14 protein-coding genes are annotated in these 13,681 nt (G+C 59.6%); 9 read left to right on the forward strand and 5 right to left on the reverse strand.

From position 1 onward, the window contains the following. The first annotated feature begins 254 nt into the window (after positions 1-254). The 3 genes from L972_RS04935 (at position 255) to L972_RS04945 (ending at position 3,194) form a co-directional block, all read left to right on the forward strand. Complete coding sequence (locus tag L972_RS04935; RefSeq protein ID WP_047436205.1) at positions 255-575, forward strand: ComEA family DNA-binding protein; 321 nt, start codon at positions 255-257, stop codon at positions 573-575. A gap of 96 nt (positions 576-671) precedes the next feature. Further along, positions 672-1,583, forward strand: a complete 912-nt coding sequence (gene galU / locus L972_RS04940) for a UTP--glucose-1-phosphate uridylyltransferase GalU (protein ID WP_047436208.1) — start codon at positions 672-674, stop codon at positions 1,581-1,583. A 213-nt stretch (positions 1,584-1,796) separates the two neighbouring features. Beyond that, the gene (locus tag L972_RS04945) at positions 1,797-3,194 is read left to right on the forward strand and encodes a peptide MFS transporter (RefSeq protein WP_047436211.1); all 1,398 of its coding nucleotides are present in this window, start codon (positions 1,797-1,799) and stop codon (positions 3,192-3,194) included. Between the two features lie 74 nt (positions 3,195-3,268). On the opposite strand, the gene L972_RS04950 is transcribed toward L972_RS04945, so the two are convergent. After that, entirely contained in the window at positions 3,269-4,240 is a 972-nt protein-coding gene (locus tag L972_RS04950; protein ID WP_021231964.1) for a response regulator, read from the reverse strand. Positions 4,241-4,480: 240 nt separating this feature from the next. Between L972_RS04950 and L972_RS04955 the strand changes: the two genes are divergently transcribed. The 3 genes from L972_RS04955 to L972_RS04965 all read left to right on the forward strand — a co-directional run bounded on the left by L972_RS04955 (position 4,481) and on the right by L972_RS04965 (position 6,874). Beyond that, positions 4,481-5,179 carry a DnaT-like ssDNA-binding domain-containing protein gene (locus tag L972_RS04955; protein WP_005349201.1) on the forward strand — a complete coding sequence of 233 codons (699 nt, stop codon included), beginning with the start codon at positions 4,481-4,483 and terminating at the stop codon, positions 5,177-5,179. A 71-nt stretch (positions 5,180-5,250) separates the two neighbouring features. Continuing rightward, entirely contained in the window at positions 5,251-6,105 is an 855-nt protein-coding gene (locus tag L972_RS04960) for a DnaA ATPase domain-containing protein (RefSeq protein WP_005349200.1), read from the forward strand. 133 nt (positions 6,106-6,238) lie between these two features. After that, the gene (locus tag L972_RS04965; RefSeq protein ID WP_047436213.1) at positions 6,239-6,874 is read left to right on the forward strand and encodes an NAD(P)-dependent oxidoreductase; all 636 of its coding nucleotides are present in this window, start codon (positions 6,239-6,241) and stop codon (positions 6,872-6,874) included. 110 nt (positions 6,875-6,984) lie between these two features. Here the strand turns inward: L972_RS04965 and L972_RS04970 are convergent, their stop codons facing one another. From L972_RS04970 to L972_RS04985, 4 genes are all read right to left on the reverse strand, one after another. Further along, a complete protein-coding gene (locus L972_RS04970; RefSeq protein WP_047436216.1) occupies positions 6,985-8,181 on the reverse strand; it encodes an ABC transporter permease in 1,197 nt (398 codons plus the stop codon). Further along, entirely contained in the window at positions 8,181-9,335 is a 1,155-nt protein-coding gene (locus tag L972_RS04975; RefSeq protein ID WP_047436219.1) for an ABC transporter permease, read from the reverse strand. Before L972_RS04975 ends, L972_RS04970 begins: the two co-directional genes overlap by 1 nt. After that, positions 9,335-10,339 (reverse strand): HlyD family secretion protein, encoded by a 1,005-nt coding sequence (locus L972_RS04980; RefSeq protein WP_081990690.1) that lies wholly within the window; start codon positions 10,337-10,339, stop codon positions 9,335-9,337. Before L972_RS04980 ends, L972_RS04975 begins: the two co-directional genes overlap by 1 nt. 73 nt (positions 10,340-10,412) lie before the next feature. Next, positions 10,413-11,828: a TolC family protein gene (locus L972_RS04985; RefSeq protein ID WP_047436221.1), complete on the reverse strand. Its 1,416-nt coding sequence runs from the start codon at positions 11,826-11,828 to the stop codon at positions 10,413-10,415. Between the two features lie 292 nt (positions 11,829-12,120). Here L972_RS04985 and dusB point away from each other — a divergent pair, with 292 nt between their 5' ends. The 3 genes from dusB to L972_RS20600 all read left to right on the forward strand — a co-directional run. Further along, entirely contained in the window at positions 12,121-13,086 is a 966-nt protein-coding gene (gene dusB, locus L972_RS04990; RefSeq protein WP_019445016.1) for a tRNA dihydrouridine synthase DusB, read from the forward strand. Positions 13,087-13,112: 26 nt separating this feature from the next. Next, positions 13,113-13,409 (forward strand): DNA-binding transcriptional regulator Fis, encoded by a 297-nt coding sequence (gene fis / locus L972_RS04995; RefSeq protein ID WP_005309538.1) that lies wholly within the window; start codon positions 13,113-13,115, stop codon positions 13,407-13,409. Between the two features lie 112 nt (positions 13,410-13,521). Continuing rightward, positions 13,522-13,681, forward strand: a 160-nt coding sequence (locus L972_RS20600) for an EamA family transporter (RefSeq protein WP_047436280.1), incomplete at its 3' end; no start/stop codon positions are given.

Consider the following 13,681-nt stretch of genomic DNA (forward strand, 5'->3'; position numbering starts at 1 on the left):
CCATGTGATGTGCCAGAAATGTCTCGAGCGTAGCGCTGCGGGAAAGCGTGCCCGCCACCTTAAAGATGCATCTAAAATTGATTCAAGATCATACGCTTGGATATATGAGGTCATTCATAGCGAAGCGCTTATAGCAAATATTTCGTCATCGGCATGAGATTTTGACCTGTTAGAAATAGCAGTGAAAAAGACCCGTTCGATACGCTATTCATCAATGTGCCGCTCGGCAATATCCACATCATGGAGGAATGGAAATGCTGATGAAGAAGCTCTCTGCAGTCATGTTGCTGGCCTGCTTGCCACTGTTCAGCCAACCCGTGCTGGCCGCAGATAAGGCAACGCCCAAGCAAACAACCACGACCGCGGTTGCCAAGGAGTCCGGCAAGCTGAATATCAATACGGCCACCCTTGCCGAACTCACCAGCCTTAAAGGGATTGGTGACAAGAAGGCACAAGCCATCGTCGACTATCGGGAAAAACAGGGAAAGTTCACCTCGGTCGATCAGCTGGCGGATGTCAATGGCATTGGCCCGGCCACGCTGGAAGCCAACCGTGACATGATCATCGTCAAATAACGTCCGAGCTCTGCATATACGAATGGGGCAGCCTGTGGCTGCCCCATTTTTCTTGGAGTATCATGGCCGCACTTTAATCCCGCTGGATAGTTTTCCATGAAAAAGACACCTCTGACAGTTCGCAAGGCCGTGCTCCCGGTAGCCGGTCTGGGTACCCGTATGCTGCCAGCCACCAAGGCCATCCCGAAAGAGATGCTGCCGGTGGTCGACAAACCACTGATCCAGTACGTAGTGCGCGAAGCCATCGCCGCCGGTATCAAAGAGATCGTGCTGGTCACCCACTCGAGCAAGAACTCCATTGAAAACCACTTCGACAAGAGTTTCGAACTGGAAGCGACCCTCGAGAAGCGAGTCAAGCGTCAGCTGCTGGAAGAGGTGCAACAGATCTGCCCGAAAGACGTCACCATCATGCACGTCCGCCAGGGCGAGGCCAAAGGTCTGGGCCACGCTGTGTTGTGTGCCCGTCCGCTGATCGGTGACAACCCGTTTGCCGTGCTGCTGCCGGATGTACTGATTGATGAAGTGGCCAGCGACCCGAAAAAAGACAACCTGGCCGAGATGGTGCACATGTACGAAGAAAACCAGATCAGCCAGATCATGGTGGAAGCGGTTCCCGAGAGCGAAGTGGACAAGTACGGCATCGCCGACATCAAGGGCGAGGCCCTGAGCGAGGGGATGTCCCTGCCGATGCAGGCCATTGTCGAGAAGCCGCCCCGTGACGAAGCCCCCTCCAATCTGGCGGTGGTGGGTCGTTATGTCCTCTCCTCCAATATCTGGCCGCTGCTGGAGAAGACCCCGGCCGGTGCCGGTGACGAGATCCAGCTAACTGACGCCATCGCCATGCTGATGGAGCAGGAGCAGGTCAACGCCTACTTCATGAAGGGCAAGAGCCACGATTGCGGCAGCAAGCTGGGCTACATGAAAGCCAATGTGGAATATGGTGTGCGCCATCACGAGCTGAACGGCGAATTTATCGGTTGGCTGAAGCAGTTCGTCAAGCAGTTGTAATCGCTGATAAATCTGTTTTTTATAGACGTATTTAAGGGGCATCAAATGATGCTCCTTTTTCATTTTTGCAACAAAAAATCAATCAAGAGTAAATAAACTCTCAGCAAATCATAATGTTGTAATTTATTCACACATGCTCTATAAGGATTGAGGCGTGTTTCTCGCCCTTGCATAAAAAACTCAAAAAAATATAAGACACAGGTGGAAGTTCCAATGAATAACCCGTCAAAAGGGACCTTTTTAGGTCACCCTAAAGGGCTTTTTTTGCTCTTTAGTACCGAACTGTGGGAGAGATTCTCCTATTACGGCATGCGTGCCGTACTGGTGCTCTATCTGACCGACCTGACTGCCAACGGCGGTCTGGGCTGGAGTCAGGCAGATGCCCTCAAACTCTACGGTATCTATACCGGTCTGGTTTATATCACTCCGCTGATCGGCGGCTGGCTGGCTGACACCTTCCTGGGTCAACGTCGCGCCATCCTGATCGGTGCCGTGCTGATGGCAGCAGGTCAGTTCACTCTGGCACTGCCCCACGCCATGTTCCCGGATATGGTCAACACCATGTTCTACGCGGGCCTCGCGCTGCTGATCGTGGGTAACGGCCTGTTCAAACCGAACATCTCTACTATGGTGGGTGACCTCTATGAAGAGGGCGATCACCGCCGTGATGGTGCTTTCACTATCTTCTACATGGGTATCAACCTGGGTTCCCTGCTGGCAGGCGTGATCTGTGGTGCTGCCGCTACGGCCTACGGCTGGCAAGCTGCCTTCGTCGGCGCCGGTATCGGTATGCTGCTCTCTCTGGTGATCCAGGCAACCATGGCCCAGCGTTTCCTGGGAGACATCGGTCGCGTCACTGCCGCCCAGCGCGCAGCCGCCCTGCGTACTACCGAGCAGAAAGCACCGCTAACCAAGCAGGAAGTGGATCGCATCAAGGTTATTCTGGTACTGGGTCTGTTCACCATCATCTTCTGGGCCGGTTTCGAGCAGGCCGGTGGTCTGATGAACCTCTACACCCAGGAGTATACCGACCGCATGATCGGCAGCTTCGAAGTGCCGACCGCCTGGTTCCAGTCCCTGAACCCCTTCTTCATCATCACTCTGGCACCGGTCGTTGCGGCCATCTGGATCAAGCTCGGCAAGAAAGAGCCGAACTCTCCGGTGAAATTCGCCATGGGTCTGCTGTTCCTGGCTATCGGCTTCCTGTTCATGGTCGGTGCCGTGCTGCAGCAGGGTGGTGACAACACCGTCAAGACCTCCATGTTCTGGCTGGTTGGCGCATACCTGTTCCACACCCTGGGTGAGCTCTGCCTCTCCCCGATTGGCCTCTCCATGGTGACCAAGCTGGCTCCGCTGCGTCTGGCTTCCCTGATGATGGGTGCCTGGTTTGGCTTCGTTGCCCTGGCCAACTACGCTGCGGGCTTTATCGGTTCCTTCGTGGGTGAAGCCGGCCCGATCGCCATCTTCGGTGGCATCGCCCTGGCTGCAGTACTTAGCGCCCTGATCCTGCTGACCATGGCCAACCGCCTGGTTTACTGGATGCACGGTGCCGAAGGCCCGGCCAAAGAGCCGCAAGCTCAAGAGAAGAAACTGCACTCCGCCACCGTCTAAACGGTCAGGATTGTAAACAACAAACAGGGCGCCCATCGGCGCCCTGTTTGTTTTGGCCTGTTTATCAGGCGGCATCAGTGATGACGAACCTGCACATCCAGCGAGCCGCCGCTGTCGCTGCGAAACTGCAGGGCGAACGGTTCATGCCAGCTGCGTTTGTGCAGGGCGTAGTGGCTACTGCGCATCAGGCCAAGGGGTAGGCCGCCTGAGCGCATCAGCCAGTGGGGAGAGGTAAGCCCGGCGTTGGCAAACACCAACCCATCATGCTGATCAAACAGCAGCGCCGCCATGGCAAAAGAGTGGCGAAGCCCTGACGCCATCAACTGATGGTTGAGGTAGTCGAGCAACCGGTGCGGCTGGCTCAGCAACCGGCTCTCGTTCTGCTGAAACTGGCGGTAGGGGACGTTCATCAAGGATCGCACCAGCGCACCACAAAATGCCGCATCCGTCCCCATGATCGGCAGCTCCATCACCAGCACCAGCAGCTTGTCTTCCACCTTGAAGGTATCGGGAATAAACAACTGCCCCAGCCCCTTGAACGTGACCTGCCAGGGGCCCCACTCCTGCAAGCCCGGCGGCTTGAGCCCCGCCAGAAGGCGGCTGGCCGCCTTGTCGTGGGCACTGAAATAGTCGATGTGATCCATCAGCTCCAGTTGCTGCGCCCGGTTGACGCTGCCGTTGAGACACTGTTCGATACTGCGCTCGACCAGCGCGTAATCCTCGAGGGGTTTGAGCAGATAGTCCCGCGCACCGGCTCGCAAGGCGCTGGCGACTGCCTCCATGGTGCTCTGGGCCGAAATGACGATAACCGGAATATGGGGATAGCGCGCAGAGAGGCAGGCGATCACCTCGTGGCCATCCATATTGGGCATATTGAGATCGCACAACACCACATCGGGATGGTAGAGGGCCGCCGCCGATAGCCCCTCAATACCATCTTCGGCCTGAAACACCGTTGCCCCGTCCCGTGCGAGGTAACTCACTAACGAGTGGCGAAAAACGGCCTCGTCCTCCACCACCAGGATCCGTAGCCCGGCTTTTGACATCTTGATAAAGCTCTTATTAGTCAATTGTTTATTTAGGTATTAAGACTAGCTCAAAAGTGCGGTCAGCGCGGAAACCCTGCGTCAAAAGTAGACCTCGATCATACGATGGCATCAAGAGAACCCTATCCGCCCGCGCAGCTCTATTCACTCGGGTGGCCCCACGACTACGACCGCCATCCGAATTGTGCAAGTGGGCGCCATAAGGGATAATGCCCCCCACTCCAGCTCGTGAAGAAGACCATGACCCCAGCCGAATACAGCGCCCTTGCCCACCCAAGATTGTCCCATCCGGCTCGCAGTCTCTATACCCTGCAGCTGCGCCGACTGGTGCTGGAAAATCAGGCTGCCCGGCTCAACTATCCCGAGCTGGGTCGGGCGCTGGCGGTGGTCGATCCGGGTGATCCCTGCGGCTTTTCGTTTCAGGTCAATGCCCGCCAGCTCACCGAGCTGTTCGATGAACTGATGGAGGCGGGCCTGCTGCAAGTCGAGGCTCAGCCCGAGAGTGAGCACTACCATCAGTGCCCGTTCCAATTGCCACTGCTGACCCAGAAATTGCGCAGCCCGCTGCCGGAGCGCCCCTTCCAGATGCATCTGCAATGGCGACCGGACGAGGAGCTGCCCGCCCTCGCCCGTCTGTGCGGGGTGATCGATGCCAGCTATAGCGAAGAAGATCTGGGGGAGTTTATCGCCTACTGGCTGGGGCGCCCCGAGGTGTTCGACTCCCAGCATCAATGGATGCTCAAGTTCATTCGCGCCCTCAAGACCCGCCGCTATACCCGTCGCAAACCGATGGAGGTGCAGGGCTACCAGCAGGTGACGCCGGCCCCGGCAGAGTCGGGCCCCAGCAAACGGGCCCAACAGATGATTGAAGAGGCCAAACGACTGGCCCAACAGCAGACGCAAGAACCCGCAGCGCAGCAGGAGCCGGATAATGATTGATAGCGGCCCCCGCCTGCAGGCAGAATCAACCCCTTGTCTACCCATCCCTGATCGAGCAGAAGGAGCATTCCATGACTGACCCGCAAGATCCCCTGCGCCAGGAGCTGGAAGAGATCGAAGCCAAGCGCCAGAAGATCGCCAAGGCCAAGCAGGATCACCGCATTCACGACCCGGAATTGAGTCGCCATGTGGGTGGCCTGCTGGAGCGCATTCGTCGCTTGCAACAAGAGACCGGTGGCGGCCAGTATGACTACGAGACCCTGCGCAAGGAGTACGACGCCAAGGCCAACGCCGAGGTACGCGAGCTGCAGAAGGCGGCCCGTCAGGAGCGGATCCAGAAGCTGATCGCCCAGGCCGATCTCAACCCTGACTGGGTATTTGACAAGATGGATGCCGGTGACCCGGCACTGCAATACCCCATTGAAACAGCCCGTTACTTTATCAGCGGCTTCGAGCACTGGGAGAAGAGCGGTGGCGGTTGCATGTTGATCTACGGCGACTACGGCACCGGCAAGTCGACCCTGGCGGGAGCGGTAGCGCATGAGCTGATCGCCCGTCACCAGAAATCGGTGATCTTCCAGCAGTGGGCCTCCATCGTCGATCGGCTGTTTTTCAACGTCATCCCCGATCAGGACGAGCGCAACCAGTACCGCCGCGCACTGGAAGAGGTGGATCTGCTGATCATCGACGAGGTATCGGCCAACCGCGCCAAGATGGCGGAGAGCCAGTCCAGCTTCCTCGGCCACCTGCTGCGCCGCCGTCGCAACCTGTCAAAGAGCGTCATCATCATCACCAACCACACGCCCCAGAGCCTGCATCAGGCGATCGGTGATTTCAGCTATGAGGCGATCAAGGCATTCAATCCGGTGGATATCCACCTGAGCGGCCCAAGCCGTCGCCCCAGCATCGGCAACTACAACGGCTGATCCCTCTCAAAGAGTGCGAGTCGCTGACGGCTCGCACCTTCTCCTCCTTGCTGACTCACAAATAAAAACAACTCTCATTTACAGCAGGCGAACAAGCAACTAGGCTAGCCCCTTTTGCCAAGGGAGCTCAGCTATGCCAACCACACTGATTTTCGGAGCCAGCCGCGGGCTGGGCCGCGCCTTTACTCATCACGCCCTGAGCCAGGGTCACCGGGTCGTTGCGCTGGTACGCAACCCCGAGATGGCCACAGAACTAGGTGCGCTGGGAGTTGAGGTGATCGAGGGGGATGCGCTGGATCCGGCTGCGGTGCAGCAGGCATGTGTTCTGGCGGGGCAAGATGCACAGGTCGTCTCTACCCTCGGCAGCTTCCGTCAAGCCGCGCCAGTGGACTATCAGGGCAACCGCCATGTAATCGATGCCATGGAGCAGGCAGGCCTGAAACGGCTGCTGCTGGTCACCTCCCTCGGCTGTGGCGACAGCTGGCAGTATCTGCCGGAGCGGGCACGCGCCGCCTTCGGTCACGAGGTACGTCTCAAGAGTCTGGCGGAGAGCTGGCTGCAGACCAGCGCCCTTGCATGGACCATTCTGCGCCCGGCGGGCCTGCAGGATGGCGACGCCACCGGCCACGCCGAACTGAGTCAGGGCAAGGAAGTACACGGACTGGTGCGCCGTGCCGATGTGGCCGCCCAAGGGCTGCGTCTGCTGGCGGATGAGACGGCGGTGGGGCAGATCTACGCCATCGGGGATCCCACGCTCCAGCGTGGCTAAAGCAGCAGTAAAACCGCTTAACCCCACCACATAGCAAAACGGTCAGCCCAAGGGCTGACCGTTTTCGCCTTACCGCACACGCCATCTTGCTCGCGCTTGCACCATCCCGCTTAACCGGCGGTCGTTTCACCCTGCACGACTGACGGGCGAGCAACCGGCAGCGACTGCTGCCGCCAACGCAGCAGCAGGCAAGCCAGCACGCCGTAGAGCAGCGCCAGTCCCCACAGCTGCCACCAGTAACGGGAAACCTGCGCGAAGTCGGCCCCCATCTGGTTAAGGCGCAGAAAACCCTCGATGGCCGGGATAGTGGGCACCCACTGAGCCAGCCAGTTGAGGGGCGCCGGGATCAGCTCGAGCGGCCAGATAAAGCCCGCCAGAAAGACCAGCGGCAGGGAGGAGATCAACACCACCTGAGTGGGCAGATCCCGCCGGGTAAAGATCGCCCCCAGCACAATACCGAACCAGCAGGTCGCCAGCAGGAACGGCAGGGCGAACAGCCATAGCTGCACAGGGTCTGCATGACGAGCGATATTGTAGTGATCGAAGCAGAAGCCGAGGAAGTAGCTCACCGGCAGCAGGAACAACCCCGCCAGCACCAGGGTTCTGGCCAGCAGCAGCGGCAACACCGGCGCGCTTTGCCAGTAACCGTGCTCGCCGCGGCAACTGCGCTGGTTCTGGGTCGCACCCAGGATCCCCGCCCCCATCAGCAACACCTGATGGAGGATCAGCACGAACACCGCCGGCACCACGTAGTTGACGTAGCCCATGGTGGGGTTGAACACCGGCACCACGTTGAGGGCCACCGCATTCCAGCCCATGGCCGCTTGTGGCAGTGCCTCGCCGTGGCTCAACAGCCGCGCCACCTTCACCTGCGCGGCGAGAGTGCCGCCAGCCTGCGCCAATCCCTCGGCAATGGTACCGTAGACCAGAAAGTAGGAGGCATCACCGGCATAGCTCAGGGTGACGCTCTTGCCCAGCATCAGATCCCGATAGAAGTGGTTGGGGATATGCAGGATCCCGCTCGCCTTCCCGGCCATCATCAGCTGCCGCGCCTCGGCCAGCGAATTGGCCCGCGCCACCAGCTTCACCTGCGGCGTGGCATCGGCCATAAACTCCAGCTGACGGGACAACTGACTGCCATCCTCGTTGACCACCACCACCGCCTCTTCCCGCGGCAGCTGATGCAGATAGGGCTGGGGATAGAGAAACGAGTAGAAGATCACCCCGCCAAACAGGGTCAGCATGATGGCGCGATCCGCCAGCAGGGTGCGCAACTCGAGGCGCAACAGATCGACAAATCCCAGCATCACTCAGGCTCCTTTTCGGCGACTGCCACTGCGGCTGATTGACGGGCCAGCTCGGCCTGCTGCTTGTAACGACGTACCACCAGCAGCAGGGGGAGCAGAAACAGCAGCAGCGCCCCCAGTTGCGGCAGGGCGGATGCGAACGGCAGACCGTAGTTGCTCTGACCAATCTGCAGCTCGACATAGTGAGAGACCGGCAACAGGCTGCGCCAGAAGCGGGCGAAATCCCCCATGGCACTCACCGGAAAGGTGACCCCCATAAAGGCAAAACCGGGCGCAGTGTAAGCCCCCGCCAACGACAGGGCGCGGGCCGGATCCCGAATGATGCCGTAGAAAAAAGCCCCCATGGTGACGCAGGCTGCCGAGGCGAGCCCCAGCCCCACCAGCAATACCAGCCAGCTACCGTGCATGGGGTAGGAGAAGCCTTTGAACAGCAGCAGCGTCCAGACTATCCCCCAACCCCAGCCAATCAACACGTGGGGCAGCAGGCTGCGCCAGAGGCCAAACCAGACACCGCGAGTGGTCCAGTCCAGTCCCAGCCGATCGGTACGGGCTAGCGCATTGAGGCCGAACAGCACCACCAGGATCTGCCACACCGCGGGCAGAATGGCACTCAGCAGAAACTGGGCGTAGCTGGAGTTGAGGTTATAGAGCGCAGTCACCTGACTGCTGATGGGCACCGACTGCCCGAGTGCGCCGGGCAGCGCCTTGCCGTCAGCCATCGCCTCCAGCACGCCAACCTGACCATTGAGAGTCCCGACCACCTGCGCCAGCGCCGAGTTGACCAGCTTGGCGATCAGGATGAACTGGCCGTTGTTGAACACCGTCACCTGCGGCTGGGTGCCCTGACGGGCATCCCGTTCCAGATGGTTGGGGATCACCACCAGCGCATAGATGTCGCCACCGCGCAGGGCTCGGGCACCGGCATCGATGGAGTCAAACTGTTGCGCGACCTTGAGCCCGGCCGAGCCATCCAGCGAGAAGGCGAGCTGGCGCGAGAGCATGCTGTGGTCGAGATCCACCAGCCCCACCTTGAGGTCGCGGGCCAGCCCTGCCGAGAAGATCCAGCAGAGGATCCCCATCAGCAGCAGCGGCACCCAGCTCATCAGGGCACGGCTGAACGGATCCTGCCACAGCAGCCGAAATTCACGTCCCATCAGAGTTCAACCAGCACACTCATGCCAACCCGCAGCCCCTCAACCGGTTGCAGCGGGCGAGCCTCCACCTGGAAGCTCTTCATATCGAAACCCTGACGGGTATCGGTAGCGCGCCAGGTGGCAAAATCCCCCATCACGGCCACATGGGTCACCTTGAAGCGCACCATCTGATCGCCAAGGCCCGGGATGCGGGCATCAAACTTGGTACCGACCGGGAAGCGGGGCAGCAGATCCTCGCGAACGTGGAACTGGGCCCAGGCATCGCTCATGTCGAGCAGGGTCACCACCGGGAAACCTTGGGGCGCCAGCTCGCCGCTACGCAGCAACACCTGACTCACTTCACCATTGTGGGGGCTGGTGATGCGGGTATCAGCCAGATAGGCCTCTACCTCGGCCACGGAACCCGCCGCCATCTTGGCCTTCTCGCGGGCGGCGATCTTGGTCTCTTCCCGCGCCCCTTCCAACGCCATCTGGTACTGCTGCCACGCCATCCCTTCGCTGTAGCGGGCGGCTTGCCAGGCAGTCCAGGCCTCATCGCGTTTTTGCAGCGGCATCACGCCGTCGCGGTGCAGACTGGCCACCCGCTCATAGGTCTTGCCACGCAGCTGGGCGGCAGCCTTGGCTTTTTGCCACTGATCCTTGGCAGCGGCGATCTGTTGGGCACGGGCCCCTTTCTCGGCCTCTTGCGCCATGGCGCCCGCAGCGGCCTCACCGGCCTTGGCCTGGCTCAGCTTGGCTTCGATCTCGGGGCTCGCCAGGGTAAAGACCAGCTGATCCTTGGCCAGCTGATCGCCCTTTTTCACCAGCACCTCGTCGATGCGACCCGGCACCTTGGAGGAGACCGAATACTGCTGTGCCTCAATCTGCCCTTGCAGATGCACCGGCTCGGGTTGATAGGCGAGCCAGAAGCGCCAGCCGAGCCAGACCACCAGGATCACCAGCACCAGCGGCAACAACAGCGGTTTACCCTGGCTCATCTTCTTTTTGATGGGGGGATGGCTCATCACTTCACCTCGACAAACGGGCGACCCTTGGCGGTCGAAACAGAGATAGAAAAAGGAACAGGCAGGACCGGGATCATGAGTTCACCTCGATCACCTGACCATGCTGATATTGATTGAAACTGTTCATCTGGCCGGAGAGCGCCAGCAGGCGGGCCAGCGACACTACATATTGATAGGCCGCCGCCGCGCGCTGAGTCTTCACCCCCGCCAGCTGGTTTTGGGCATCCACCACATCGAGGGAAGTAGAGAGCCCCTGCCCGAAGGCCTTGTCCCGCAGCAGCACGTTCTCCTCGGCCAGCGCCTGGGTGGAAGAGAGGGATTGATACTCCTCCAGCCCCTGCGCCGCTTCGCGCCAGGTCTTCTCAACGAGCAACTCCAGATCCTGACGGGTCTTGGCCTGCAGCAGATTGACCTGCAGCTCGGCGCTCTTGGCTGCCTGCACCGTCTCGGAACGGCCATCGCGACTCACCAGCGGCATGCTGACACCCACCCCCACCAGCCAGTCCGGCGCGGTCTTGGAGGCGAGCGAATCATCTTCATAGAGGTTGTAGTTGCCGAACAGGAACACCTCGGGGGCATATTTGCCCTGCTCGACCCGGATCATCCCCTTGGCCTGCTCCTTCTTGGCAGTGAGCAGCTTGAGACCGGGGTGCACCTCCAGGGTCTGGCTCACCAACCCCTCGAGGCGCGGCAGCTCCTTGTTGACGAACAGGCCGCTGCCCGGCTGGGCATTTGGCAACTTCAGCATGCGGCCGAGGGCCAGTTCGGCGATCTCGAGGCTGCGGCGCGCCTTCTGGGTATCGATGCGCGCTCTGTCATAGGCCGACTGGGCGGAGAGACGCTCCACCCTGGCTATCTGGCCCTGCGCTTCTAGCTTCTTGGCATGATCCAGATGGTGGGCCAGCCCCTCTTCGATCTCCTGTTTGGTCTGCACCACCTGAGCAGCCAGCACCACGCCGAAATAGGTCTGGGAGAGGCTCTCGAAGGTCGATTGCTGCTTGAGCACCAGCAGCTGCTGCGCCTCGCTCACCTGCGCCTGGCGGATATCCTGCGCCGCATCGATGCGACCACCGGCAAACAGCGGCCATAGCATCTTGACCGAGCTGGTCACCACATTCTGTTTGGTCAGGGGGGTAACGAAGTCGTTGGGAGTGAGATGCGGGATCGGCAAGCCGCCCAGGAGCTGCTGCAGCGCCTTGAGCATCTCCGGATGGTTGGCGATGGGGTTGAGATCCATCATGTCGAGTTCAATCGGCTGATCAAGATGGGTATAGCTGGCCCCCAGATCCACCTTGGGCAGATACATATCCTTGGCCGCCTCGCGCAGCTGCTTGGCCCGATCGACCCCGGCCTGCTCGGCAGCCAGCCCTTCATCCTGCTGGATAACCCGGGTCCAGGCTTCACCGAAGCTGATAGTTTGCGCCTGCGCCGACCCCAGCACGACTCCCATCAGACACGGCCAGAGTGATTTAATGAACCTTGACGTCATAGATCCCCAATCCGCTTTTGTTGCATAAATGTTTGGAGCATTTGCTCGACTTAAGCCCGCTATCATAACGCAAAGCGGGCCTGCAAGTGGACTGACAATTATGCAGGCGTCCGACCCGAATGGTACAGCGCTCACTCTCCGGCAATCTGGCCGTTTTTCAATAACTCCAGAATTTGCAAGCCTTGGCGCGACGTTTTTTTCAGAAAAAAATGGCTGACGCTCAAATACTAACCTTTTCTCCTGCCTAAAAAATGCGTAATATACGCCGCCCTAAGCCGATGGTAACCGTGGAATGCAGATAGGTCCCCACACGCTTGAAACTCCCTTGATTGTGGCTCCCATGGCCGGTGTAACTGACCGACCATTCCGTGAACTTTGTTTGCGATTGGGGGCTGGCATGGCCGTTTCCGAGATGCTGCTGGCCAACCCGGATGTCTGGGATACCCAGAAAACCCGGATGAGGATGGATCACTCTGCAGAAGGCGGATTGCGATCGGTCCAGATTGCCGGAGCCGACCCCGAGATGATGGCGTTTGCTGCCCGCTACAACGTGGAGCAGGGCGCACAGATCGTCGACATCAACATGGGATGTCCGGCAAAAAAAGTGAATAAGAAGTTGGCAGGTTCTGCCCTGCTGCGTGCCCCCGATCAGGTCAAAGCAATTTGCCGGGCCGTGGTGGATGCAGTGGAGGTGCCTGTCACCTTGAAGATCCGCACAGGATGGGATCCGGATAACCGCAATGGCGTGGAGATCGCCCGAATCGCCGAAGATTGCGGTATCGCGGCCCTCGCCGTGCATGGTCGTACCCGTGCCTGCCTCTACAAGGGCGAAGCGGAGTACGACACGATCAGGGCGATTAAGCAGGCCGTATCGATTCCTGTTGTCGCCAATGGTGACATCAACAGCCCGGAGAAAGCCCGGTATGTCCTCGACTATACCGGTGTCGACGCCGTGATGATCGGCCGAGCTGCGCAAGGACGACCCTGGATTTTCCGGGAAATCCGTCATTTTCTTGAGACGGGCACCAAGCTGCCGCCTCCCGAGAGGGAAGAGGTTCGCACCCTGATGAACGAGCATGTAACCAACCTGCACCGGTTTTATGGTGCATATCTGGGAGCGCGCATAGCCCGTAAACACGTGGGCTGGTATCTGGATGAAGAAGAGACGGGCCGAGAATTCCGTAAGCACTTCAATGCCCTGGATTGCGCAGACGCGCAACTTGAGGCACTCGAAGCGTATTTCGATGGATTAGGTTAACAAGATAACTAAAGAGCCGACCGAATATGTTCGAACAAACCCTGACTTCTGATGCATTGGTAACAACTACTCACAATCACGCTGCCGAGCCGACCCAGCGCCCCCTGCGTGACTCTGTGCAACAGGCCCTGCGTAACTACCTGGCCCAGTTGAACGGTCAGGAAGTGATTGATCTGTACGATATGGTTCTCTCCGAAGTCGAAGCGCCGATGCTGGACGTGATCATGCAGTACACCCGTGGTAACCAGACTCGCGCTGCCGTGATGATGGGTATCAACCGTGGCACCCTGCGCAAGAAGCTCAAGCGTTACGGCATGAACTGATTGCTGGCCGCGAGCCGCGACGGCGGTTCAAGGCAGATGCGAAAGGCGCCAGGTAGCAATACCTGGCGCCTTTCCTTTATGCTCTCCCCTCCATTTCACCATGACGACCCCGATGAACCGCACTCCCCTGCTGCTGATGGTACTGGTCACCCTGCTGGCCGCTGCTGGCTGGCTCTTCTCGAAAGAGGCGATCCGCGAACTGCCCCCTGCCGCCTTTATCGGCAGCCGCTTCCTGCTGGCGGCGCTGCTGTTGCTCCCCTTGGCTTGGTTGC

It is taken from the genome of Aeromonas sp. ZOR0001 (genome assembly GCF_000801015.1).
GTDB lineage: Bacteria > Pseudomonadota > Gammaproteobacteria > Enterobacterales > Aeromonadaceae > Aeromonas > Aeromonas veronii.

Excerpts from the sequence above, each read along its gene's own strand:
- L972_RS04935 (WP_047436205.1), top strand. The coding sequence starts at position 255 with ATGCTGATGAAGAAGCTCTCTGCAGTCATGTTGCTGGCCTGCTTGCCA.
- galU (WP_047436208.1), top strand. The coding sequence starts at position 672 with ATGAAAAAGACACCTCTGACAGTTCGCAAGGCCGTGCTCCCGGTAGCC.
- L972_RS04945 (WP_047436211.1), top strand. The coding sequence starts at position 1,797 with ATGAATAACCCGTCAAAAGGGACCTTTTTAGGTCACCCTAAAGGGCTT.
- L972_RS04950 (WP_021231964.1), bottom strand. The coding sequence starts at position 4,240 with ATGTCAAAAGCCGGGCTACGGATCCTGGTGGTGGAGGACGAGGCCGTT.
- L972_RS04955 (WP_005349201.1), top strand. The coding sequence starts at position 4,481 with ATGACCCCAGCCGAATACAGCGCCCTTGCCCACCCAAGATTGTCCCAT.
- L972_RS04960 (WP_005349200.1), top strand. The coding sequence starts at position 5,251 with ATGACTGACCCGCAAGATCCCCTGCGCCAGGAGCTGGAAGAGATCGAA.
- L972_RS04965 (WP_047436213.1), top strand. The coding sequence starts at position 6,239 with ATGCCAACCACACTGATTTTCGGAGCCAGCCGCGGGCTGGGCCGCGCC.
- L972_RS04970 (WP_047436216.1), bottom strand. The coding sequence starts at position 8,181 with ATGCTGGGATTTGTCGATCTGTTGCGCCTCGAGTTGCGCACCCTGCTG.
- L972_RS04975 (WP_047436219.1), bottom strand. The coding sequence starts at position 9,335 with ATGGGACGTGAATTTCGGCTGCTGTGGCAGGATCCGTTCAGCCGTGCC.
- L972_RS04980 (WP_081990690.1), bottom strand. The coding sequence starts at position 10,339 with ATGAGCCATCCCCCCATCAAAAAGAAGATGAGCCAGGGTAAACCGCTG.
- L972_RS04985 (WP_047436221.1), bottom strand. The coding sequence starts at position 11,828 with ATGACGTCAAGGTTCATTAAATCACTCTGGCCGTGTCTGATGGGAGTC.
- dusB (WP_019445016.1), top strand. The coding sequence starts at position 12,121 with ATGCAGATAGGTCCCCACACGCTTGAAACTCCCTTGATTGTGGCTCCC.
- fis (WP_005309538.1), top strand. The coding sequence starts at position 13,113 with ATGTTCGAACAAACCCTGACTTCTGATGCATTGGTAACAACTACTCAC.